The organism is Aerococcus sp. UBA6277 (genome assembly GCF_002440555.1).
Lineage (GTDB): Bacteria > Bacillota > Bacilli > Lactobacillales > Aerococcaceae > Aerococcus.
On sequence record NZ_DJUR01000003.1, the window covers coordinates 63,429 to 86,963 of the forward strand.

The 23,535-nt window shown below is 39.0% G+C and carries 17 protein-coding genes and 1 other annotated feature; of the genes, 14 read left to right on the plus strand and 3 right to left on the minus strand.

The window, feature by feature from the left end:
- Nucleotides 1-12 precede the first annotated feature (12 nt).
- On the minus strand, nucleotides 13-627 hold the full coding sequence (gene recU / locus B2V22_RS00390) for a Holliday junction resolvase RecU (protein WP_290489810.1): 615 nt from the start codon (nucleotides 625-627) through the stop codon (nucleotides 13-15).
- A 259-nt stretch (nucleotides 628-886) separates the two neighbouring features.
- Between recU and tig the strand changes: the two genes are divergently transcribed.
- On the plus strand, nucleotides 887-2,167 hold the full coding sequence (gene tig / locus B2V22_RS00395; protein ID WP_290489811.1) for a trigger factor: 1,281 nt from the start codon (nucleotides 887-889) through the stop codon (nucleotides 2,165-2,167).
- 125 nt (nucleotides 2,168-2,292) lie between these two features.
- Here the strand turns inward: tig and B2V22_RS00400 are convergent, their stop codons facing one another.
- The gene (locus tag B2V22_RS00400; RefSeq protein ID WP_290489812.1) at nucleotides 2,293-3,231 is read right to left on the minus strand and encodes a nucleoside hydrolase; all 939 of its coding nucleotides are present in this window, start codon (nucleotides 3,229-3,231) and stop codon (nucleotides 2,293-2,295) included.
- Nucleotides 3,232-3,369: 138 nt separating this feature from the next.
- On the minus strand, nucleotides 3,370-4,569 hold the full coding sequence (locus B2V22_RS00405) for a NupC/NupG family nucleoside CNT transporter (RefSeq protein ID WP_290489813.1): 1,200 nt from the start codon (nucleotides 4,567-4,569) through the stop codon (nucleotides 3,370-3,372).
- A 240-nt stretch (nucleotides 4,570-4,809) separates the two neighbouring features.
- On the opposite strand from B2V22_RS00405, the gene clpX reads away from it, so the two are divergent.
- From clpX to B2V22_RS00470, 13 genes are all read left to right on the plus strand, one after another.
- Nucleotides 4,810-6,066, plus strand: coding sequence for an ATP-dependent Clp protease ATP-binding subunit ClpX (gene clpX, locus B2V22_RS00410; protein ID WP_290489814.1), 1,257 nt, complete (start codon nucleotides 4,810-4,812; stop codon nucleotides 6,064-6,066).
- Between the two features lie 85 nt (nucleotides 6,067-6,151).
- Nucleotides 6,152-6,757, plus strand: a complete 606-nt coding sequence (yihA, locus tag B2V22_RS00415) for a ribosome biogenesis GTP-binding protein YihA/YsxC (RefSeq protein ID WP_290489815.1) — start codon at nucleotides 6,152-6,154, stop codon at nucleotides 6,755-6,757.
- A gap of 100 nt (nucleotides 6,758-6,857) precedes the next feature.
- Entirely contained in the window at nucleotides 6,858-8,753 is a 1,896-nt protein-coding gene (gene dnaG / locus B2V22_RS00420) for a DNA primase (RefSeq protein WP_290489816.1), read from the plus strand.
- A gap of 37 nt (nucleotides 8,754-8,790) precedes the next feature.
- Entirely contained in the window at nucleotides 8,791-9,915 is a 1,125-nt protein-coding gene (gene rpoD, locus B2V22_RS00425) for an RNA polymerase sigma factor RpoD (protein WP_290489817.1), read from the plus strand.
- Between the two features lie 862 nt (nucleotides 9,916-10,777).
- Nucleotides 10,778-10,933, plus strand: coding sequence for a hypothetical protein (locus B2V22_RS00430; protein WP_290489818.1), 156 nt, complete (start codon nucleotides 10,778-10,780; stop codon nucleotides 10,931-10,933).
- A gap of 14 nt (nucleotides 10,934-10,947) precedes the next feature.
- Complete coding sequence (gene carB / locus B2V22_RS00435; RefSeq protein ID WP_290489819.1) at nucleotides 10,948-14,127, plus strand: carbamoyl-phosphate synthase large subunit; 3,180 nt, start codon at nucleotides 10,948-10,950, stop codon at nucleotides 14,125-14,127.
- A gap of 106 nt (nucleotides 14,128-14,233) precedes the next feature.
- Nucleotides 14,234-14,455 (plus strand) — a binding site (T-box leader).
- 338 nt (nucleotides 14,456-14,793) lie between these two features.
- Complete coding sequence (gene argB, locus B2V22_RS00440) at nucleotides 14,794-15,657, plus strand: acetylglutamate kinase (protein WP_290489820.1); 864 nt, start codon at nucleotides 14,794-14,796, stop codon at nucleotides 15,655-15,657.
- A gap of 15 nt (nucleotides 15,658-15,672) precedes the next feature.
- Nucleotides 15,673-16,698, plus strand: coding sequence for an ornithine carbamoyltransferase (argF, locus tag B2V22_RS00445; protein ID WP_290489821.1), 1,026 nt, complete (start codon nucleotides 15,673-15,675; stop codon nucleotides 16,696-16,698).
- Nucleotides 16,699-17,739, plus strand: coding sequence for an N-acetyl-gamma-glutamyl-phosphate reductase (gene argC, locus B2V22_RS00450; protein ID WP_290489822.1), 1,041 nt, complete (start codon nucleotides 16,699-16,701; stop codon nucleotides 17,737-17,739).
- A 25-nt stretch (nucleotides 17,740-17,764) separates the two neighbouring features.
- Complete coding sequence (gene argJ / locus B2V22_RS00455) at nucleotides 17,765-19,036, plus strand: bifunctional glutamate N-acetyltransferase/amino-acid acetyltransferase ArgJ (protein WP_290489823.1); 1,272 nt, start codon at nucleotides 17,765-17,767, stop codon at nucleotides 19,034-19,036.
- 9 nt (nucleotides 19,037-19,045) lie between these two features.
- Nucleotides 19,046-20,242: an acetylornithine transaminase gene (locus tag B2V22_RS00460; protein WP_290489824.1), complete on the plus strand. Its 1,197-nt coding sequence runs from the start codon at nucleotides 19,046-19,048 to the stop codon at nucleotides 20,240-20,242.
- A gap of 437 nt (nucleotides 20,243-20,679) precedes the next feature.
- Nucleotides 20,680-22,221 (plus strand): ATP-binding cassette domain-containing protein, encoded by a 1,542-nt coding sequence (locus tag B2V22_RS00465; RefSeq protein ID WP_290489825.1) that lies wholly within the window; start codon nucleotides 20,680-20,682, stop codon nucleotides 22,219-22,221.
- A 101-nt stretch (nucleotides 22,222-22,322) separates the two neighbouring features.
- Nucleotides 22,323-23,423 carry an FUSC family protein gene (locus B2V22_RS00470; RefSeq protein WP_290489826.1) on the plus strand — a complete coding sequence of 367 codons (1,101 nt, stop codon included), beginning with the start codon at nucleotides 22,323-22,325 and terminating at the stop codon, nucleotides 23,421-23,423.
- Nucleotides 23,424-23,535: the final 112 nt, after the last annotated feature.

A 23,535-nucleotide genomic window follows, 5' to 3' on the forward strand; every position in this document is an offset into this window, starting at 1 on the left:
TAGTATGTTTATTTAATTTTGATAATTGGCTGCAATCATTTCATCCACAGCTGCTAAATAGTCAATTCGGGGCTGATACCCCATGTTTGCCTGGACACCTTTAGATTGAATTCTCTTTAATGGGATTGCAGTAATGTCATTGGCTAAAAAGGCAGCCCAGTCTTCCAGTAGCGCTCTTATAGGGTATACATAGGCTTCATCACGTTCTTTAAATAGAAAAAGGACAAAACAAATCCCGCCATGATTGGCACAATTTGTCATATGATCTATTTGATGTTGATGAATATTATGAAGCGGGAACTTAGTTTTAAGGTTGGTTTGTTTAGCCTCAAAATCTAGATAGTGCCCATTATAGATCCCATTATAATCTGTTGTGGAAGCTGTACGATAGTAGGCTTCAGTTATCACAGCGCGACTTCTTTTCGGATAGTCGACTGAAACAACTTGGATTGGTGTTGGCTTTTTGTGAATAACAGCTTTGTCACGCAATAAATACCACTGGTTGGCTTGATTAATCATTTCCTCCAGCTTCATACCACGCTTGGCAAAGTTTGCTTTCCCATTAGAAGAAGCGGATAGTGAACGATTTATCTTAGGTTGGTAGACTTTACCGTTGGGATACCTCATGATGACCTCCTTCAGAATATGGCACAAAAAAATTGACACCATATTTATTCTATTCTATCCTATTTAGGACTTATACCATAGTTTTAACACGGATTTTAATATAAAAACAAGAAATATCCACCCTTATAGTATAACATTAATGGCATTTTGGCTCATTAACTAGACAATTCGCCAGTTTTAGTGTAGTATTTTATGATGTTAAGATTATGCACAAATGCGTGATCAATTAGTAAATACAACTAGAGTTAGGGGAATTTAAATGTCAGTAAATTATGAACAAACATCAACAAACGAAGGTATTTTACACTTTACCGTAGCAAAAGAAGATGCAGAGAAAGCTAAGAAACAAGCTTTTAACCGTATTAAAAAAGATGTATCTATCCCAGGTTTCCGTAAAGGGAAAGTAAACTATCAAATGTTTGTAAAAATGTTTGGTGAGCAATCTTTAATTGAAGATGCTGTGAACATCGTTTTACCAGAAGCTTATACAAAAGCTGTTGAAGAATCAGGTTTAGAAATTGTTACTCAACCTCGTTTCGATATCAAATCTGCTGAAACAAATGCTGACTGGGAATTAATTGCATACGTTGCAACTAAACCAGAAGTTAAATTAGGTCAATACAAAAACCTAACTGTTGCTAAACAAGAAATTGAAGTAACTGAAGAAGAAATCAACGACCGTTTATCTGCAGCACAAGCTAACTTAAGCGAATTAGCTTTAAAAGAAGGCGCTGCTGAAATTGGTGACACTGTTGTCATTGACTACGAAGGTTTCCAAGATGGTGAAGCATTCGCAGGTGGTAAAGGTGAAAACCATTCATTAGAATTAGGTTCTAATTCATTCATCCCTGGTTTTGAAGACCAATTAGTTGGTGTAAAAGAAGGCGACGAAGTAGAAGTTAACCTTACTTTCCCTGAAGATTACCATGCAGATGAATTGGCTGGTAAAGATGCTACATTCAAAGTTAAAGTACACGAAGTGAAAACAAAAGAAGTACCAGAATTAGATGACGAATTTGCTAAAGACGTTGACGAAGAAGTTGAAACTTTAGATGAATTAAAAGAAAAATACCGTAAAGAACTAGCGGAACAAAAAGAAGCTGCAGCTAAAGAAGCTCGTGAAGAAGAAGCTTTACGTTTAGCAGTAGAAAACGCTGAAATTACTGATTTACCACACGAAATGGTACATGAAGAAGTTCACCGTCAAATGGACCACTACTTAAACGAAATGCAACGTTCAGGTATTTCTAAAGAAATGTACTTCCAATTAACAGGTACAACTGAAGCAGACTTGCACACTCAATTCGAACAAGATGCTGACACTCGTGTGAAAACTAACTTGATTCTTGAGCAAATCGTTAAAGATGAAAACATCACTGCTGAAGTTGAAGATGTAGAGAAAGAAATCGCTACATTAGCTGAAACTTACGGCATGACTGTTGAAGAAGTTAAAAACGTTGTAACAGAAGATATGTTGAAAAATGATATTGCATTGAAAAAAGCAATGGCATTAATCACTGATACTGTTGAAGAAGCATAAGCATTATTATAGTTTTCAAATGTAAAGCCAAGGGGGTGACTCCTTGGCTTTTTTTAAGCAAGAGAATTAGATAATGACCACAAAAAAACCGAGCCTAAGCTCGGTTTCTCGTATTGAAATAACTATTAGAATGCTTTTGCGATTGTGTCTAGGAAGTGTTTGCTATAGCCTTCAGCGTCAACGCCTAAAGCAACAAATACATTCGGTTCTTCCTTGCGGTTTAAGGCAACTTGATCTTGGACTAAACGACCTTCTTGTTCGCCATATAAACTCTTGATGCGGAATGTTTCACCCGTTACCCAGTCACTCTTAAGGGCAACAGAAACTGCTAGTGGATCGTGTAGGGCACAACCTGTTAGGTCGTCGTATGAATTTGCGTAAGCCTTAAAGTAATAAGTCACAATCTCGTGGAATACTTTGGCCGCTTCAGACATTTCTAACCAAGGGGCGATATCAGTATCTGTGATTAGGGTACGTAAAGTCACGTCTAAACCAATGACTTTAATTGGTAAACCAGAATCAAAGACGATGTTATTCGCTTCTGAGTCCTTCCAGAAGTTAGCTTCAGCAAATGGGCTTACGTTACCAGGAACTGTTAAAGCACCACCCATAGAAACAATCCCTTTGATTTTTTGCATAGCGGGTAAGTTTTTTTGAATGGCTAAGGCTGCATTCGTTAAAGGACCTGTTGTCACTAAGACTAATTCTTCACCGTATTTGTTGGCAGACTCAATAATGAAGTCAATAGCGTCTTGGTCAGAAATATTGTTACCAGCAGGTAATTCGACATTTCCTAGACCATTTAACCCATGGAAGATACCAGATGCTTTTTCTTGGATATAATCTTCATTTGCCCCAATTTTGTGAGAAGCGCCTCGGAAAACTGGAATGTCTTCGCGGTCTAATAATTTTAATACTGCTGAGGCATTATGCACACATTTGTCTACCTCAGCATTTCCAAATACAGATGTAATACCGATTACTTCTGCGTCTTCTTCGCCCAGGGCAAGTGCAATAGCCATTGCATCATCAATACCAGTATCAAAATCTAAGATTAGTTTCATATTTAAACCCCCAATAAAGTTTGATATTTCAATATCTTATCCTATGTAAAGTATAAGGCATTGTCTTTCAAATTGATAGAAGAAAGACAATGCCTTAGACAAGTTTATTTAAATTTACTATTGAGTTAGGTTTCTATATTAGAAGAAGAAGCCAACAATTGTAGATGAAATCATAGATACCAATACAGAAGCAATGATTAAACGCCATGTATTGTTTGCGACAACTTTTGCTTGTTTAGCTGACATAATTTTTATAGAAGCAATAATCATGCCGACAGTTGCGATATTTGAAAATGAGATAACATAAGTTGACATCATTGCCATTGTTTTATCAGTAACTTGTCCTGCAACCGCTTGAACCTCTCGTAAGGCCACAAATTCATTGGTTAATAATTTAGAAGCCATGATTGAACCAGCACTTACGATATCCGCGCTTGGAACACCCATAATGTATGCAAGTGGAGAAAAAACGTAGCCTAAAATAGTAAAGAAATCAATACCAAATACCAAGGTAGCTAATGAATTAAGGAATGTAATTAAAGCTGTAAAACCAATCAGAGAACCAGCAATTGCTAGGGCAATTTGGAACCCACTAGAAATATAGTCACTTAATACAGAGAAGAAGTTCTCATCATCAATACCTTCGTTTTCTTTAGCTTCTTCGATAGGATTAAAATCTACTTGATATGTTTGAGGGTTATAAGGTGTCATCAGGGAGACGATAATAAACGCAGCGAAAACATTCAATAGAATAGCAACCACTACAAATTTACCGTCAACCATTTGCATATAAGAAGCAATCGTTGTAGCAGATACACAAGAAAGCCCCATTAAAACAAATGTAAAGATTTGTTCAGGTGAAAATTTATCAATATAACGTTTAAGGGTAATCAAACCGTTTGATTGACCAAGCATAGCCATGATGATAGCAATATATGATTCATTTTCTCCCATACCAGTAATTTTATTAAGGATTTTACCGACATATTTAGCGACAAAAGGTAAAACGTTAATGTATTGAAGGATACCAATCAATCCAGAAATAAAAACAATTGGCATTAAAACATTTAGGAAGAAAATCCCGTAGTTTGTAGCGCCTTCTCCAAAGACAAATTCGGTACCGCCGTTAGCTTGTAAAATTAACCAGTTAAATAAACCTGATACACCTTCCAAAATTGCAATCCCAAAGCTTGTTCTTAAACCAACAAAGGCTAAAACAAACATAATAACTAATAAAATGCCTACTTGCTTAATGCGGGCGTTCTTACGGTCTTTACTAAGAAGTAAAGCAATAAATCCGATAACAATTAAACCGATAATTCCGCGAATAATACTCATAGTTATCTCCTTTTCTTATCTGTATTCAAATTTTGCACTATTAATCATTATAAAATATTGGTCAATAAAATACTAGTAATATTCTGAGGATTTCCGAATGATAAACCGATTGTAATTCTAAAATCCCAAGTACAATATAATAAAGCAGAAGAAACCACTAAATTGAAGACTTTTAAATTGACTTGAAGTCAAGAATTTGGCACAATAAGGTGATGTAAAAGAGAAAGGAGAACGGATAGCATGTATAATGATGATGAACAAACAACGATTCACTGTTCTTTTTGTGGAAAATCACAAGATGAGGTAGACAAAATCATCGCTGGACCTGGCGTCTATATCTGTAATGAATGTGTAGCACTATGTCAAGAAATCATAGATGAAGAAGTCAACCAAGAACGACAAGAATCTTATACAATGGTTGAACCACCAAAACCAACTGAAATTCGTTCCATCTTAGATGATTATGTTATTGGTCAAGATCAAGCTAAAAAAACTTTATCAGTAGCAGTATATAACCACTACAAACGTATTTCTTCTAATAACGAAATAAATGATGATGGGGTATCTCTACAAAAGAGTAATATCCTACTAATGGGCCCAACAGGTTCAGGTAAAACATACTTAGCTCAAACTTTAGCACGTATTCTTGATGTCCCATTTGCGATTGCAGATGCAACGACACTAACGGAAGCGGGTTATGTTGGGGAAGATGTTGAAAATATTTTAGTTAAATTGATGCAATCAGCAGATTTTGACGTAGAACGCGCCCAAAAAGGGATTATTTATGTGGATGAAATCGATAAGATTGCCCGTAAATCAGAAAACGTATCAATTACCCGTGATGTTTCTGGTGAAGGGGTGCAACAAGCCTTACTGAAAATTTTAGAGGGAACTGAAGCGAATATTCCACCACAAGGTGGTCGTAAACATCCACATCAAGAATTAATTCAAGTGGATACAACAAATATTCTCTTTATCGTAGGTGGTGCCTTCGATGGTATCGAACCAATTATTAAAGAACGTCTTGGTGAAAAAGTTATTGGTTTTGGTAATTCTTCAAATAACCATATCTTGAATGACAACGATGCAATTATGCAACAAGCCATTCCACAAGACTTACAAACTTTTGGGTTGATTCCAGAGTTTATTGGACGATTACCAATTATGGCGAACTTGAACAAGTTAACAAAAGATGATTTAGTCCATATTCTAACGCAACCTAAAAATGCCTTAGTGAAACAGTATCAACAATTATTGAAGATGGATAATGTGGAATTAACCTTTACAGATGAAGCTTTAGATGCCATCGCACAAAAAGCTTTAGACCGTAAGACAGGGGCTCGTGGGTTACGCTCGATTATTGAAGAAGCTATGTTAGAAATCATGTTTGAAATTCCATCACGAGAAGACGTTTCGAAAGTTATGATTACTGAATCAGTAATTAATGACGACATCGAACCAGATTTATTTGACTTAGAAGGCAAAAAGATCGCTTAATTATTGCCAATAGTAGCAGTGTATTAAATACAATGGGAAAGACTAGAATGAGTCTTTCCTTTTTGCGTCAGAAAGGGGATTTTTCATGGACGTACATAACGTTGAATTTCTGATATCTGCCGTAAGGCCAGAACAGTATCCAGCACCCATTATTCCGGAAATCGCGCTAGCAGGTCGGTCAAATGTTGGGAAAAGTTCTTTCATCAACACACTGATCAATCGTAAAAAATTGGCTAGAACTTCTAGTAAACCAGGTAAAACGCAACAATTAAACTATTATCAAATTGAAGATTTATTCTACTTTGTGGATGTGCCAGGTTACGGCTATGCCAGAGTTAGCAAGACGGAAAAAGCTAAATGGGGCGAGATGTTAGAAACCTATTTTGCGACCCGTGAAAATCTAGCATTGGCTCTATTGATTGTTGACTTCCGTCATAAACCAACAAAAGATGATATTCAAATGAAAGAGTTTATGGATTACCATGGCGTACCTTATTTTGTCATAGCAACAAAAACGGACAAAATTAAAAAGAGTCAATGGAATAAACACTTAAGTGATATTTATAAAACATTAGAATTAGAATCGATCGATCAGATCTTACCTTTCTCTGCTGAAACAAAGGATGGCCGCGATGAAGCTTGGGAAGTTATTCAAGCTGTTTTAGATGGTGAATTTGAGGTGGAAGAATAGGGTGCAGATATTCGTAAAGAATATAGCCATATCGATTGCATTTTGATTTGGTTTCCGCTATATTTATTGTGAGTTTTTGCCGGCAAAAGTAGGTGATCAATTGGCGAATTTTATCCCAGAGGAAATCATTAATGAAGTTAAGAACAATGTAAATATCCTTGATGTAACCAGTCAATTTGTTGACTTGCAAAAGAGGGGACGTAACTATTTTGGGTATTGTCCATTTCATGAAGAACGTACGCCTTCGTTCACAGTAAATGAAGAAAAACAGATTTTTCACTGTTTCTCATGTGGTCGGGGGGGTAATGTTTTTCGTTTTATGGAAGAAATTGAAGGTTATTCCTTCCCCCAAGCTGTCCAAAAGGTAGCTGAAGCTGGGAATGTTTCGGTATCTTTCGATTGGTCAGCCTTAGACGATGGCAAACAAACAGCCAATTATTCAAGTGCGCAAAATCGACTCATCCAACTTCATGAAGATTTAAGGCAATTTTACCATTATTTATTGATGAATACGGAAAACGGTCACCAAGGACTAACCTATCTATATGATCGAGGTTTAAGCAAAGAAACGCTTGATACCTACCAAATTGGTATCGCACCTGAAGATGGGCGCTTAGCTGCACAACATCTGTTAAACAAAGAATTTACCATTGAAGAGTTGCAACTTTCTGGTATATTTGTAGGCGACCAAGACCGGTTAAAAGATAGATTTGCTGGTCGTGTGATGTTCCCACTACGAAATCCCCAAGGGAAGACTGTTGGTTTTTCAGGGAGGATCTTGCCTGGCTCTAACCATTATGAAAGTCATCCTGATGCAGCCAAGTATTTGAATAGTCCTGAGACAGAAATATTCGAGAAAAATACTTTCCTGTTTAACTTGGATTTAGCTCAGAATGAAGCCCGAAGAGCCAAAGAGCTCGTTTTATTTGAAGGTTTTATGGACGTCATAGCCTCACACAATGAAGGTGTAGGCAATGGGGTTGCATCTATGGGAACTAGTTTAACCAACAACCAAATTAAGGCTATTGAGCGAACAAGTAAACAGGTCTTAATTGCCTATGATGGAGATAAACCCGGTCAAAAGGCGACCCTTCGAGCAATTAACTTGATACAAGATCAAAGTAGTCGTTTGAAGCTAAATGTGCTAGCCTTTGAGCAAAACTTAGATCCTGATGAATTTATTCAAAGGTATGGTGGCGAGCGGTATGTCAATTTTGTCTTGAACAAAAGGTTGAGTCCGATTCATTTCATGAGAAATTATTACCGGCAGGAATTTTCTCTTGAGACTGATAACGGCAAGATCCAATTCATTAATGTGATGCTAGAAGCTATTGCTAAAATTCAACAAGCTATCGATCGGGATATCTATGTAGGAGAAATAGCTGAAGATACAGGAGTTTCTAAAGATACCTTATTACAACAGTTAGAGAGCTATAGTCTTAAAAATCAGTCACACCAATCCTATCAAGCTGATGATCAAGGCAACCATCAGTCTTTTCCAACAAATAACACCTTTCAGCCAGGTATTCCTGCTGCAACAAGCAAGAAAAAGTCTCAACTTGAAAAAAGTGAATTGCTATTACTATACCGTTTACTCTATAATAGTGAAACATGGTTACTCATAGCGAATAGGGATTTTCATTTCCAGTCTAGTGAAGTTGAAACGGTCTTTATGTTATTGTCTGACTATCGAGAAAATAATCAAAACATGGACGGTGAGGTTGACCCTGGAAATTTCTTACAAGCCTTGTCAGGTGCTGAAGAACAGCGTCTTGTCGCTGAAGTGATGAATATGGAAGTGGCACCAGATATAGGTGAGGGCGAAGTTGAAGATCTCATTTATAACATCCAAATTAAAGGTAACATTGAACAAAAAATGCAATCTTTAGACGACGAAATTGCTTATGCAAAATCGGTAGACGACTTTGCACAGATTGGCATTTTGATCAAACAAAAAATAGATTTGTTAAAGCAAATAAAAAGTCGTGGTAATTAAACAATTCCAATTTTAATTTATGTAAGGAGCGAATTGAATGGCAAAGAAAAAAGTGGACGGCGTAACACTTAACCAAGCTACAAAACAATTAATTGCTGAGAAAAAAATTCTTGGTACAATTCAATATACAGATTTAAGCGATAAAATCGCACAACCTTTTGCCTTAGATGATAAAGGTATGGATAGCTTGATCGAAAAGTTCGAAGATCAAGGTATTGCCGTTGTTGATGAAAATGGCGAACCAACAATGCGTCAAATGGATAAAGAGGCCGACAAAGAAGCAGAAAAAGTGAAGAAAGAGGATGTAGATCCTACTTCTGTAGCTTCTGACGTTAAAATTAATGACCCTGTTAGAATGTACTTAAAAGAGATCGGACGCGTAGAATTATTAACTGCAGACGAAGAGGTTGCTTTAGCACAACGTATTGAACAAGGTGACCCAGTTGCTAAGCAAGAATTAGCTGAAGCCAACTTACGTTTGGTTGTATCTATTGCTAAACGTTATGTAGGTCGTGGTATGTCATTCTTAGATTTAATTCAAGAAGGTAACATGGGTCTAATGAAAGCTGTTGAGAAATTTGACTACCATAAAGGGTTTAAATTCTCTACTTACGCTACTTGGTGGATTCGTCAAGCTATTACCCGTGCCATCGCTGACCAAGCACGTACTATCCGTATTCCGGTACATATGGTTGAAACTATTAATAAATTAGTACGTATCCAACGTCAATTATTACAAGATTTAGGACGCGAACCAACCCCAGAAGAAATTGGGGCTGAAATGGATTTACCAACTGAAAAAGTACGTGATATTCTAAAAATTGCTCAAGAGCCAGTATCATTGGAGACACCTATTGGTGAGGAAGATGACTCTCACTTAGGTGATTTCATTGAAGACCACGATGCAACTAGCCCGGCTGACTACACTTCTGCAGAATTGTTAAAAGAACAATTAAACGAGGTATTAGATACTTTAACAGACCGTGAAGAAAATGTTTTACGTTTACGTTTCGGTTTAGAAGATGGTCAATCGAAAACATTAGAACAAGTTGGTCAACAATTTGGCGTTACCCGTGAGCGTATCCGTCAAATTGAGGCGAAAGCATTAAGAAAATTACGCCACCCATCTCGTTCAAAACAATTAAAAGACTTCTTAGAATAAGATTCTTAACCAAAAAAGCAGCCGAAGGGCTGCTTTTTTTTTTGAAAATTTTTAATTTGTATTGACCATTAAGACTCCTAATTCAATTACCATTTGACATCGCACTTATCTCTAAACATGCCATAACCAGGGGACCAATCTGTTGCTTGAGATGGGAAAATGACCTCCAAGGCTTACTGACTAAGTTAATAAAATAGCCTTAAACTGGTCAAGATCGCTCACTAGACATAATAGCAACAGAGACATTATTGTAGTCGGGTTGAACTTCACTAGGAAATTCGTCTGAGAATAATAATCTCTTGCCGTCAATGTCTAGAGCACCGTGCATCAAATATTGGTGATAAACTTCTGGTGATTGACCGGTATTTTCAGGATTTATCCTAGCGCCATATTCAACTGTAGCTAGTATTTTACCACCTAGTGTGTCTTGATGTAGGTCATTGCATCTTTAGCTTTTCCATAGAAAAATAAGTAAGACATGATTCCATACCTTTCTCTTGAATCCTTGTTTGCTTCAGTTTAGGAAAGTTTAGCCAATCATTAAAATTTAACTGCCAAATCAGCGGTTAAAAAACCTAAATATTTGAAATAGTGATAATAAATCAAGAAAAATAAAGACAAATATTGTATCTTTTTGTTTTTTTTATGTATTCATGTACCGTTTATTTTTTTAGCCGCTTATATAGAAAGAAGTGGTTTTTTAATAAAAATATGGTTAAAATGTGAGAAAAAAATGATGCTGTTTTCATTTTTTGTTTGACCTTCATTTCAACATGCCGTAAAGTACGTCAAAGGAAAAAATACTTCGCAATTAAACAAGCAGACGACAAGTTGGCTCCAAGAATGATCAAGGGTCAAATCTTTGTCTGTGAAAATTGAAAGGGAAAGTATTTTAATTTTAATAAAGCCAATCGGAACCGATGTTTTTAATAAAATCCCAAAGATTTCAGGTACTTTGCTTGAATTCAGGGCGTTTAAAGAAATTGGTGGATTTGGTGTGCAATCGATAGGTCATTAGAAAAGGGGAAAATTATGCCAAAGAGAACAGATATTCACAAAATTCTAGTTATCGGATCTGGTCCCATTGTTATCGGACAAGCAGCCGAATTTGACTATGCGGGTACTCAAGCTTGTTTCGCATTAAAAGAGGAAGGCTACGAAGTTGTCCTAATTAATTCGAATCCAGCGACAATAATGACTGATCGCAAGATGGCCGATAAGATTTATATTGAGCCAATCACTGAAGAAATGGTTTCTAAGATTTTATACGATGAAAAACCAGATGCTATTTTACCATCACTTGGTGGTCAAACAGGATTAAACATGGCTTTAACTTTAGATGCTTCAGGTATTTTAGAAGAATTAGATATTGAGTTAATTGGTACCAACCTTAAAGCCATTGATCAAGCAGAAGACCGTGAGTTATTTAAAAACTTGATGACTTCAATCGGCCAACCTGTTCCAGATTCAACAATTGTTCACACTGTTGATGAAGCGGTTGATTTTGCCAATGAGATTGGTTACCCAATTATTGTAAGACCAGCCTTCACTATGGGTGGTTCTGGTGGTGGTATCTGTGAAGACCAAGCATCACTAGAAAGAATCGTTAAGAACGGTTTGATTTTATCGCCAGTAACCCAATGTTTAATTGAGAAATCAATTGCCGGTTACCAAGAAATCGAATACGAAGTCATGAGAGATGGTGCGGGTGTTGCAAAAGTCATCACCTCGATGGAAAACTTCGACCCAGTTGGTGTACATACGGGTGATTCAATTGTGTTTGCCCCTAATCAATCACTTGATCAAGCACAAAATGACTTGCTAGCAGATGTAGCCATTAAAATTATTCAAGCCTTAGAAATTGAAGGTGGTTGTAATGTACAACTTGCCTTAAAACCTGATACACAAGAATACTACGTCATTGAGGTAAACCCTCGTGTGTCTCGTTCATCAGCCCTAGCTTCAAAAGCGACAGGATTCCCCATTGCCAGAGTGGCAGCTAAAATCGCAGTAGGATATCGCTTTGAAGAATTATATAACCCTTACACTGAAACAACTTTTTCCGAATATGATCCAAAAAATATTACTTACACTGTTGCAAAAGTGCCACGTTGGTCAAGCGACAAGTTCAAAAATGCAGATAGAAGCCTCACGACGCAAATGAAGGCAACTGGTGAGGTGATGTCACTAGGTCTATCGATTGAAGAAGCCTTGTTGAAATCAATCCAATCGCTTGATAACGGCCACTCACACTTATTCGATGTGGATGTAGCTAAAGCGTCAGACGAGAAAATCTTAAAAGAAATTGTCGAAGTGAAAGATGACCGTATCTTCTACCTGGCAGAAGCGATTCGTCGCGGCATGACTGTAGAAGAAGCTGAAGACCATACGAAAATCCGCCCATTATTCCTACAAGCCATTAAACATATCGTGGATATTGAATTAGCGCTTAAAGATCAACCGCTAGATAGAGATGTGGTGGCAGAAGCGAAATTAAACGGCTTTGATGATGAAACAATTGCACAACTTGCCAAAGTATCCGTAAATGAAGTGAAATCCTTTAGAGATGAACATGCGCTTGTACCTAATTTTGTCCCTGTGACCATCTGGGGTATGGGTGACTATGGTGAAGCAGGCTACTACTTCACTTCTTATGCTGGTGAAAACAAAGTTCATACAGATACTGATAAAGAATCTGTTTTAGTATTAGGTTCTGGCCCAATCAGAATCGGTCAGGGGATTGAATTTGACTACGCAACCGTTCACTGTGTGAAAGCCTTGCAAAAAGCTGGTTACGAAGCCTTGATTATCAACTCAAACCCTGAAACAGTATCAACTGACTTCTCAATCTCTGACAAGTTATTCTTTGAACCAGTTACTTTTGAAAATGTGATGGCTATTATTGAACGGGAGCAACCAATCGGTGTCATGATTCAATTTGGTGGTCAAACAGCCATCAACTTGGCCAATGACTTGAAAGAAGCTGGTATCCAAATTCTTGGAACGTCGGTTGAAGACATGAACCGAGCAGAAGATAGAAAATTATTCGAACAAGCGTTAACCCAATTAAATATTGCCCAACCAGAAGGCGCTACAGCCTTAACCTTAGAAGAAGCCCTAGCTATTCCAGAAAAAATTGGTGGCTACCCAGTACTTGTTAGACCATCATTTGTCCTAGGGGGTAGAGGGATGGAAGTGGTTTATAACGAAGAAAACTTAACCACTTACATGAATGACGCCTTGGTTGAAAGCAATAAATTAAAACAAGAAGCGCCGATCTTGATTGACCACTACGTTCAAGGGATTGAAGTTGAAGTGGATGCCATTTGCGACGGTACGGATGTCATTATCCCAGGTATCATGGAACATATCGAAGCAGCGGGTGTCCATTCAGGTGACTCGATGGCTGTTTTCCCGACACAAAGATTATCACAAACTGTCATCGACCAAATTATTGATGAAACTATCAAAATTGGAAATGGCTTAGGCACAATCGGGATGGTGAATATCCAGTTCATCGTGGAAAATGACAAAGTCTTTATTATCGAAGTGAACCCTAGAGCCAGCCGTACAGTGCCATTCTTATCAAAAGTAACGAATATCGAAATCGCGCAAATTGCCACAAACGTGATCATGGGGATCAGCCTACAAGCACAAGGCTTTACTAGCGGGGTATTCGACTATACTGACGACCAAGTCCACGTGAAAGCACCAGTCTTCTCATTCACTAAATTGAATGGTGTTGATCCAGCGGTTAGTCCAGAAATGAAATCAACTGGTGAAGTGATGGGGTCAGGTAAGACATACGCCATTGCCCTACAAAGAGCCTTTGAAGGAGCCAACATTCAAGCGACTGAACAGGGTGCGATTGTCTTCAACTTGTTTAAAGCAGATTTAGGAGAAATCGAAGCGGACTTGACCAAGTTGCATCAGGCAGGTTACCCATTAGCAGTTTACATCAATGACGCAGATGAAATGTTTGAATCAGATAACTTTACAGTCTTCTCAAATACAGATGAGTTAAACCAATACATCACTGAAAACGATGTGCAATTAGTGGTGGATACAACAGGTAATGTGCCAGGGTATGAAACAGGATTGGCGACTAGATTGACTGCCATTAGCCAATTGGTGTCATTGTTTACCCACCTAGATACCTTTAAAGCCTACACGAAAGTTTTAGACGAAAAAGCGGTTTCTGCTAAGGTTTAATGAATTTTGTGCAAGACAGTGATGCAAAAAACATATCACTAACTTAAAAATATTCTGATAAAATATTTGACTTTATCATTATTTCCTAATAAAATAACAGAAATATTAAAGATCAAGTATGAAGAGAGTAAGTGGTGATTGGATTCACAGCGAGTTAGGATAGAGTGGAAGCCTAATATGACGACATTACTGAACCGCACTTCATAGATAAATTGGTGAAAGCAAGTAGCCAGTTTCGCTGATGCAGCGTTAACAAAATCGAGTGAATTCAATTGTTTATCAATTTGAGTTAACTAGAGTGGTACCACGGATAAGCCTCGTCTCTATGTTCTATTTGAACATGGAACGGGGCTTTTTTATATATAAATGAATCGGAGATAAAGAAAGTAAATTGGGGCATATGGCAAGCGAAGTAGTGATGGTGTGAGACTACTGATATCAACCAATTGAACCGCGCTTTATAGATTTCTTGTTAGGTTAAAATACTGAACAAGGACGTAGTGTCCACGTTAGGATGAGAGATAGTCATTTTCCAAGGACTTGTATGCAAGAAATTTGTGTTCAATGAATTAGGAAAGTGTCTAAGTAGAGTGGTACCGCGGTTTAACGCCTCTATGTTTGCGAAATGCAGATGTAGGGGTGTTTTTTGATGAATGGAGGAGAAAAGTGATAGAAATTAGTAAGCAAGATATTGAGAAGGCAAATATTTTAATAGACTCATTGGCTTATATTAAGGATTTTCACCAAAAAATTGTGGTGATTAAATATGGCGGTCATGCCATGATTTCTGAGCAAATGCGTCAGCGGGTGATTTCAGATATCGCTTGGCTGTCGTACGTTGGAATGAAGCCGATTATCGTACATGGTGGTGGGCCAGAAATTAACCGGATGCTTGAGCTGCAAAGGGTTGAGCCACAGTTTATTAATGGTTTGCGGGTGACTTCAAGTGACGTAATGCGGACAGTAGAGATGGTATTAACTGGATCGATCTCACCTAATTTAACAACTATGTTGAATGAAGAGGGTGTTTCCTCAGTTTCTGTTTCCGGTAAAGACAATAAAATTATGGAAGCTGTGAAGAAGGATGAGTCGCTTGGTTTGGTTGGCCAGGTAACCAATGTCAACACCGGCTACCTACGCCAAATGTTAGATGATAATTTGCTGCCAGTGATTTCACCCATCGCTTATGGACCCAAAGGTGAAAGCTTGAACATCAATTCGGATGAAGCGGCCGCTGCCATTGCCTCAGCTTTAGCGGCTGAAAAAATGATTTATCTAACCGATATCAATGGCATCTATGAAGATCCGGCTGACCCAACAACTTTATATTCAGTTATGTCCGCTGACCATATCCAAGAAGCCATTGAAAACAAGGTCATTACTGGTGGCATGATCCCTAAAGTGGAAAATTGCCTAGACGCCATCCAATCGGGCGTCCATTCTTGCCAGATTATCGACGGCACTATTCCCCACGCTATTATCTTAGAATTATTTACCAAAAATGGTATCGGCACCATGATTACAGCATAAAAAGGTGGTTTATACATGAACTTACAAAATGAAAACTTTTTAAAATTACTGGATTATACCAGTGAAGAAATTGAATTCCTAATTGACTTCGCCTTACATTTGAAAAAATTAAAAAAAGGCAATATTCCACATGAATATTTAAAAGGCCAAAATATTGCCCTATTATTTGAAAAATCTTCCACTCGGACCCGTGCAGCCTTCACCGTAGCTGTCAACGATCTAGGTGGTCACCCTGAATATCTTGGAGCCAACGATATCCAACTCGGTAAGAAAGAATCTGTTATCGACACCGCAAAAGTCCTTGGCGCCATGTTTGACGGCATCGAATATCGAGGTTTTGACCAGGATGCAGTCGAATTATTAGGCGCCCATGCTGGCGTACCAGTTTGGAACGGCTTGACCGATACCTGGCATCCAACCCAAATGATTGCAGACTTTATGACTATTAAAGAGATTTTGGGTTCTTTAAAAGGGCACCACTTAGTCTATCTAGGTGATGGTCGTAACAATATGGCCAACTCTTTAATGATTGCAGGTGCCAAGTTGGGCGTTGATATTACCATTGCGACTAGCCCGCAATTACAACCTGAACAAGATATTCTTGAAATCGCTCAAGATATTGCCAAAACAACAAATACCAAAATTACCGTAACAAATGACCCAGTTCAAGCCGTGAAAACGGCCAACATTATATACACAGATGTCTGGGTGTCAATGGGCGAGGAGGCGACCTTTGAAGACCGGATCAAGCAATTAATGCCATTCCAAGTCAACAAATCATTGATAGACCAAGTTGAAACAGCGAATTTCATTTTCTTGCATTGCCTACCTGCCTTCCATGACGCAGAAACCGCTTACGGCCAGCAAGTTTTAGACCAATACGGCTACCAAGAAATGGAAGTGACAGATGAAGTCTTCCAGGCCGATTACGCCAAGCAATTCTTGCAAGCAGAAAATCGATTGCACTCAATTAAAGCCATCATGGCAGCTACAAACGGCAACTTATTCTGGCCAAACAATAAAGACAAAGGAGGCGATTAGGTGATTAAAGTAGGGATTATCGGGGCTACTGGCTATACAGGCGAGGAATTAATCCGCTTGTTGGTGACCCGTCCAGATATTGAATTAACCATTTTAACTTCAAGAAATGAAGTGGGGACTAAGGTTCAGGATTATTATCCTCATTTCAAAGGCTTAATTGACCAATCCTTTGTGGCTTATGATCCAAACCAAATTTTCGACCAAGTGGATGTCCTTTTCTTATGTCTGCCACACGGGGTATCCATGAAAATCGCTAAAGCAGCGCAAGGACATGACGTTAAGATGATCGATTTGGGAGCGGACTTTAGACTAAAAGATAGCCAAGACTACCAAGAATATTATGGCTTACCGCAAACTGAACCAGGAATTTTGGCACAAGCGGTTTATGGTTTACCTGAACTTTACGCAGACGACATCCAAAAGGCAGATTTAATCGCTAATCCTGGCTGTTTTGTGACCTGCAGTTTGCTCGGCTTATTGCCAGTAATCGACCAAGAATTCATTCGAACTGATTCAGTAATTATTGATGCCAAAACAGGTGTCTCTGGGGCAGGCCGGTCTGCCAAGGTAGCCAACTTACTGACTGAGTTAGGTAATAACTTTTATGCTTACAATCCTATGGCACACCGCCATATACCTGAAATCGAACAGACTTTAAATAATATCGCCAAAAACCCAGTTACAATACAATTCACTCCGCATTTGTTGCCAACAGAACGGGGTATTCATGCCACTATTTACCTGGACTTAACAGCTGACGTTACTGAAGACGAAGTCCGTCAAATCTACCAAGATTATTACCAAGACAAGTATTTTATTCAAATTTTAGGTCAAGACCAATTGCCACAGATTAAAGCGGTACGGGCTAGCAATTTTGCCCAAATCCAAGTAAAAGTTGACCAAAGAACCAACCGGTTAGTCATTTTTGCCGTCATCGACAACCTAGTAAAAGGGGCAGCTGGCCAAGCCATCCAAAATATGAACTTAATGTTTGCCTTAGACCAAACGACTGGGCTTACCCAACCCCCAATTTTCCCATAACCATTAATGAAAGGAGTTCGATTACATGTCAAAAAGTCAATTAGCAACCACAATAAGTAAAGAAAATGCTGAACCACACGCCTTAACTAGTCAGGTCATTTCTGGAGGCCTTTGCGCCATTGAAAATGTCTGGGTATCTGGTGTCCATTCTGGTTTCAAACACCGCAACAAAGATTTAGCCCTGATTTATTTTCCAAAAGGGGCCACTATGGCAGGGGTGTTTACTAAAAATGCCATCCAATCTCATCATATCAAATATGATAAAAAACGACTGAATGAACAGGCCACCTTTAAAGCCATTATGATTAATTCGGGAAATGCCAACACTTTTAACGGACCAAAAGGGGATACCGATGTTCAAATCATGGCCAACACATTAGCTAGCAAGCTAACAATTCAACCAGATGAAGTCCTGATTTGTTCTACCGGTGTTATTGGTGTACCAATGGATCTGAGTAAATTCGAAGACCAAGTAGACACATTAACTCATAATCTGACAGACGGTGATTCGATTCAAGCTGCTGAAGCCATTATGACTACGGACACCAAAATTAAGCAAGCTGCTATTGCCTTTGAAATCGAAGGGAAGCCCGTTCACCTAGCAGCCATTGCCAAGGGGTCAGGTATGATACACCCGAATATGGGCACCTTGTTGTCGTATGTGGTTACTGATTTGGATCTCGGCCAAGAGACCTTACAGCAATTACTGAAAGAGTCTGTCAACCAATCTTTCAACAAGATTTCAGTTGATGGGGATACTAGTCCCAACGATACCGTCCTTCTAGCATCTACCAACAAAGTCTCAGTTAAGCCAACTAAACAGCACATACTCATTTTTCAGGAGAAATTAACGGAAATCTGTCAAATGATGGCTCAAGAAATTGTGGCCGACGGGGAAGGGGCAACGAAATTTGTCACCGTAGCTGTGAAAGGTGCGGCAGATCAAGCAGACGCTGAAGGCATTGCTAAACAGGTAGCGACATCATCCCTTGTGAAAACAGCTATTTTCGGGCAAGATGCCAACTGGGGCCGGGTACTTTCAGCCATTGGACAAGCCCAACCTGATTACCTAGATCCAGCGAAAATTCAGATCAGTTTCATTTCTGAAAAGGGAGAGATTTTAACCTGCAAGAATGGTCAGGGGCTAGTATTTGATGAAGATTTAGCCTATGAAATCCTATCTGAGACAGACATCACAATTGCCATTGATTTAGGCATCGGTAAGAGCCAGGTAGCCGTTTGGACTTGTGATATGACTGAAGATTACATCAAAATTAACGCCGACTACCGGAGTTAGGAGGAGCATATGACGACAAAAAATCTCAATACACAAGAATTGATTGCATTAGGACAAGAAGTCACCATGCACACCTTTAACCGCCAAGAAACAGTTTTGGTGAAAGGCCAAGGTCCCTATGTGGAAGACCTTGATGGGAAAAAGTACATCGATTTCATTTCTGGGATTGCCTGTAATGTATTAGGTCACGCCGATCAAGGATTTGTCGAATACATTTCTAAGCAGGCAGGCAATTTGATTCATGTGTCTAACCTTTTCTGGAATGAAAATGGGGTAAAACTAGCCGAAAAATTAAGACAATCTTCAAATCTGGACAAGACTTTCTTCGCCAATTCTGGGACTGAAGCCAATGAAGCAGCTATTAAACTGGCCCGTAAATGTGGGACTGAAAGCAAGGGCCCGGATGCCTTTGAAATTATTTCCATGAACCAATCTTTCCATGGCCGGACCTTAGCCAGCTTAACAGCGACCGGCCAAGAAGACATGCACACCGCCTTTAAACCACTGCCAGTGGGCTTTAAATATGTGGATTTTAATGACGTTGACGCCTTAAAAAAGGCTGTTAACAAGAATACTTGCGCCATTTTCCTTGAGGTCATCCAAGGAGAGGGTGGGGTCAATGCCATTACGCCAGAATTCGTGTCTGCCATCAACACACTGCAAAAACAAGAGAATGTCCTCGTGATTGTAGATGAGATTCAAACAGGAATTGGCCGGACAGGAACTATGTTCGCCTTTCAACAAACGACTTTAAATCCAGATATCATCACCCTAGCAAAAGGGTTAGGTGGGGGCTTACCAATTGGCGCTGTAGTGGCAAAGGACCAAGTGGCCGACCACTTTAAACCAGGTGACCACGGCACTACATTTGGTGGCAATCCATTAGCTACAGCAGCGGGTAACTACATCTTGTCAGCCATTGACAACCAACAACTTTTGAAAAATGTGAAGGTGATATCTGCTTATATCAAGGATCAAGTGCAATCCTGGCAGTCACCTATAATTGAAGAAGTTCGTGGTCAAGGGTTTTTGATTGGCTTGAAAGTCACTAAGCCAGTAGCCCAAGTGATTCCGGCAGCAGCAAACCAAGGTCTGCTAGTGACTTCAGCTAAGGACAACGTCATCCGTTTACTGCCCCCATTAAATGTCACAAAAGATGTGGTAGATCAAGCTTTAGCTAAGTTGAAAACGGCTCTTGAGAGTTAAGGCTAGCAGTTGTCTATAAGAATCTCCTTCTAAATGATATCTTATAGGTTGACATACCCTCAATATCCTGGTAAATTGCTTTTATAACATAACAATTTCAAAGAAAGGTCAGGTATCCAGTCCAATGAAGTTATAATCCTACTTTATTTAAAATAGTGAGCGAGAAAAAACACTCACGTTAGTGTTTGTTTAACCTGGGCTATTTTGGTAGGATAAAAAACTTTGGACGGATACTAGGACCTTTCTTTTTTGTGTGCATTTTTAACATTGGAGAAAGTTTATTGGAACATGCAAGCGGGCCTATATCTAGGGTATACAATAGACCTGGATTGGGTTGGCATCGTCATTCTTCAAGTATTTATGTTCAATATTTGTCCTACTACAGAACAAGCTAGTAGGGCATTTTTTGTGTCCAAAATAATAAAGGAGGTACATACATGTTACTAATTACACACTTAACCATGACGCAAACTAGCACTCTATTCACCATGATTGACGACTTATCATTTGTGGTAAACCCTGGTGATAAGGTCGCAATTATTGGCGAAGAGGGCAACGGGAAATCGTCGATTCTAAAATATATTGTCGGGGATGAAAGCATCCAATCTTATCTTGAAATTACCGGGCAAATGACCAATCATTTTACCCGGTTGGCTTATTTACCCCAAGCGATGGCAAATGAGGACCTAGCAAAGTCATTGGAAAATTATTTTTTCAGGGGTCGGGATTACGCAGATGTGGATTATCAATTGCTCTATCAACTGGGTAACCAGCTAGATTTTGATGTGGACCGGATTTATGACCAGCAGTTAGTGGGGGACCTGTCTGGGGGTGAGCGGATCAAGTTACAGTTGCTTGACTTGTTGATGGATGAGCCGGATTTGTTGTTAATGGATGAACCGTCCAATGACCTAGATGTCGAAACCAGTCTCTGGCTTGAAAAATTTATTCAGCAGAGTGACTTGGCTATGATTTATATTTCCCATGACGAGTTGTTGCTTAAACGAACCGCCTCCCATATCCTGCATGTAGAAAGATTGACCAACAAGTCAACTGCCCGGTCAACCTTTGTAAAGGACAGCTACGAAAATTACCTGACCCACCGTGACCAAGAGATGTCCAATCAGGAGAATTTAGCCAACAAGCAGCGGGAAGAAGACCAAAAACGGATGGCGAAGTTTAACCGCGTGCACGATTCAGTAGACCACCAATTGAACAATACCAAGGATTCTGGTGCAGGACGACTTCTTGCCAAAAAGATGAAAGCTGTCCAATCTATGGACAAGAGATTTGAACGCGAACGGGCCAAATTTGTGGACCATCCGATTAAAGAAGCGCCCATTCATATTGAATTTTCAAACGTGAACCCTTTAGGCAAGAGCCAAGTGGTCGTGCACATAGACGACGGTCAAGTAACCATTGATGACCGCATTTTAGCCGACAATCTGCAATTGACTGCTAAAGGCCAAGATAAGATCGGCATTATTGGCCCTAATGGTATTGGCAAAACGACTTTTCTTCGTCAACTTTGGCATGATTTAAAAGATGCTAAAGGCCTTCAAGCGGGCTACATGCCCCAACAATACAGCGAGGAAATTCCTGATGACCAAACCCCTATCGAATTTATGACTACCACTGGGGACAAGGAAGAAAGAACGCAAATCATGACTTATTTGGGTAGTCTCCGCTTTTTACCTGAAGAAATGGACCAACCAATAGCTTACTTATCCGGTGGGCAAAAGGGAAAACTCATCTTAGCTAGTTTGGACCTCAAAGGCTATAATGTCTTACTCTTAGATGAACCGACTAGGAATTTCTCAGCTTCTTCTCAACAAGAAATCCGTACTGTTTTCAATGATTATCCCGGCGCTATCATCACCATTTCCCACGACCGACAGTTTTTAAAATCAGTGTGTGACACAGTGTATGAATTAAGTTCTGACGGGTTTAAAATCGTTGACCATGTCAATCAATGGTAAAAAATGAAAAAGTAGTGAAAGCTTTCATGGTATAATGGAAGTGCAACCGGATGCTGGCTGATATAAAAAAGGCAGGTCCGGTATTTTTTGGAGGAGACTACATGCATTCATTTATTAAACAAACATTATTATTAAAACCCTCGCCAAATGATCATTTAGAACGGGTATTAGTCGCTGGTTTTTGTACCTTGATTGTCAATTTAACCGGCTATTTATTGGGTATGCCTGGGATTAATGCCACATCTAGCTTAGGCCTATTTACTTTTTTACATTTTCAATCTTTTGAAGCTAGCCGGACCATTAAACGGATGGTTTTTGTGGCCATGACCTTGATGGTGGCTTATACAGTCGGCTTAATCATCGGACAAATCCCTTTAATTGCCCCTATAGCTATTGGGTTGGTAGCCTTTTTTGCTAGATTGATCTACCGAATTTACCGGATCGATAAGCCAGGAGACATCTTCGTTATTCTAGTGATGGCAGCAGCGGCTACACGAGATATACCACTCAATCAAATGCCTGTGCAATTGCTTGAATTTAACTACGGGATTGTGGTTTCCCTAATCATGGCCTATATATTAGTGAAATATCTGCATTTACCTAAACAAACCTTTACCTTCACCTTCCATTTAAAAGAGGCTATTCGACAAGATCCACGGATGGTGGTTGATTCTTTCTATTATGCAGCCGTCTTATTCTTCGCGTCTTATATGAATATTGTGCTCGATCTGAGTCCTTATTCATGGATTATCGTGTCCTGTTCAGCCATCCTTCAAGGGAACACCCTGGAAATTATTTTAAATAGAAGTTTCCAAAGGGTTTTTGGGACCATTGCCGGTCTGGCAACAGCTGCTTTAATCATTATTATCCCAATCCCGCATATTGTACGGATCGGTGCAGTAGTTATTTTATACGTATTGGCTGAGTACTTTATCCCGCGCAATTATTCAATGGGGATTTTCTTCGTGACCAATATGGTTTTGATTCAATTAACCTTTCAGAATCCAAATCTTGGCTTTGACTATCTCAGCTACCGATTTGAAGGTATTGTCATTGGGACCTTGATTGGTTCATTGGCCGCTTACTTGCAATACCACCTTTATAAGTTTTATAGCCAGTCTATGATTCAAGATAGGACCTATGATTATAAAGAGAAAATGGCCGAAGAGATTAATAACCACGATTGTCACCTATTTGAATAGCCATCTACCCTGAATAGTATCCTTTTTTCAGATAATATTCAGGGTATTTTTTGTATCTAAAATTATTGATTTTTGTACTTTATTCAATTTAAATTAGTGGATTATAGGTCAT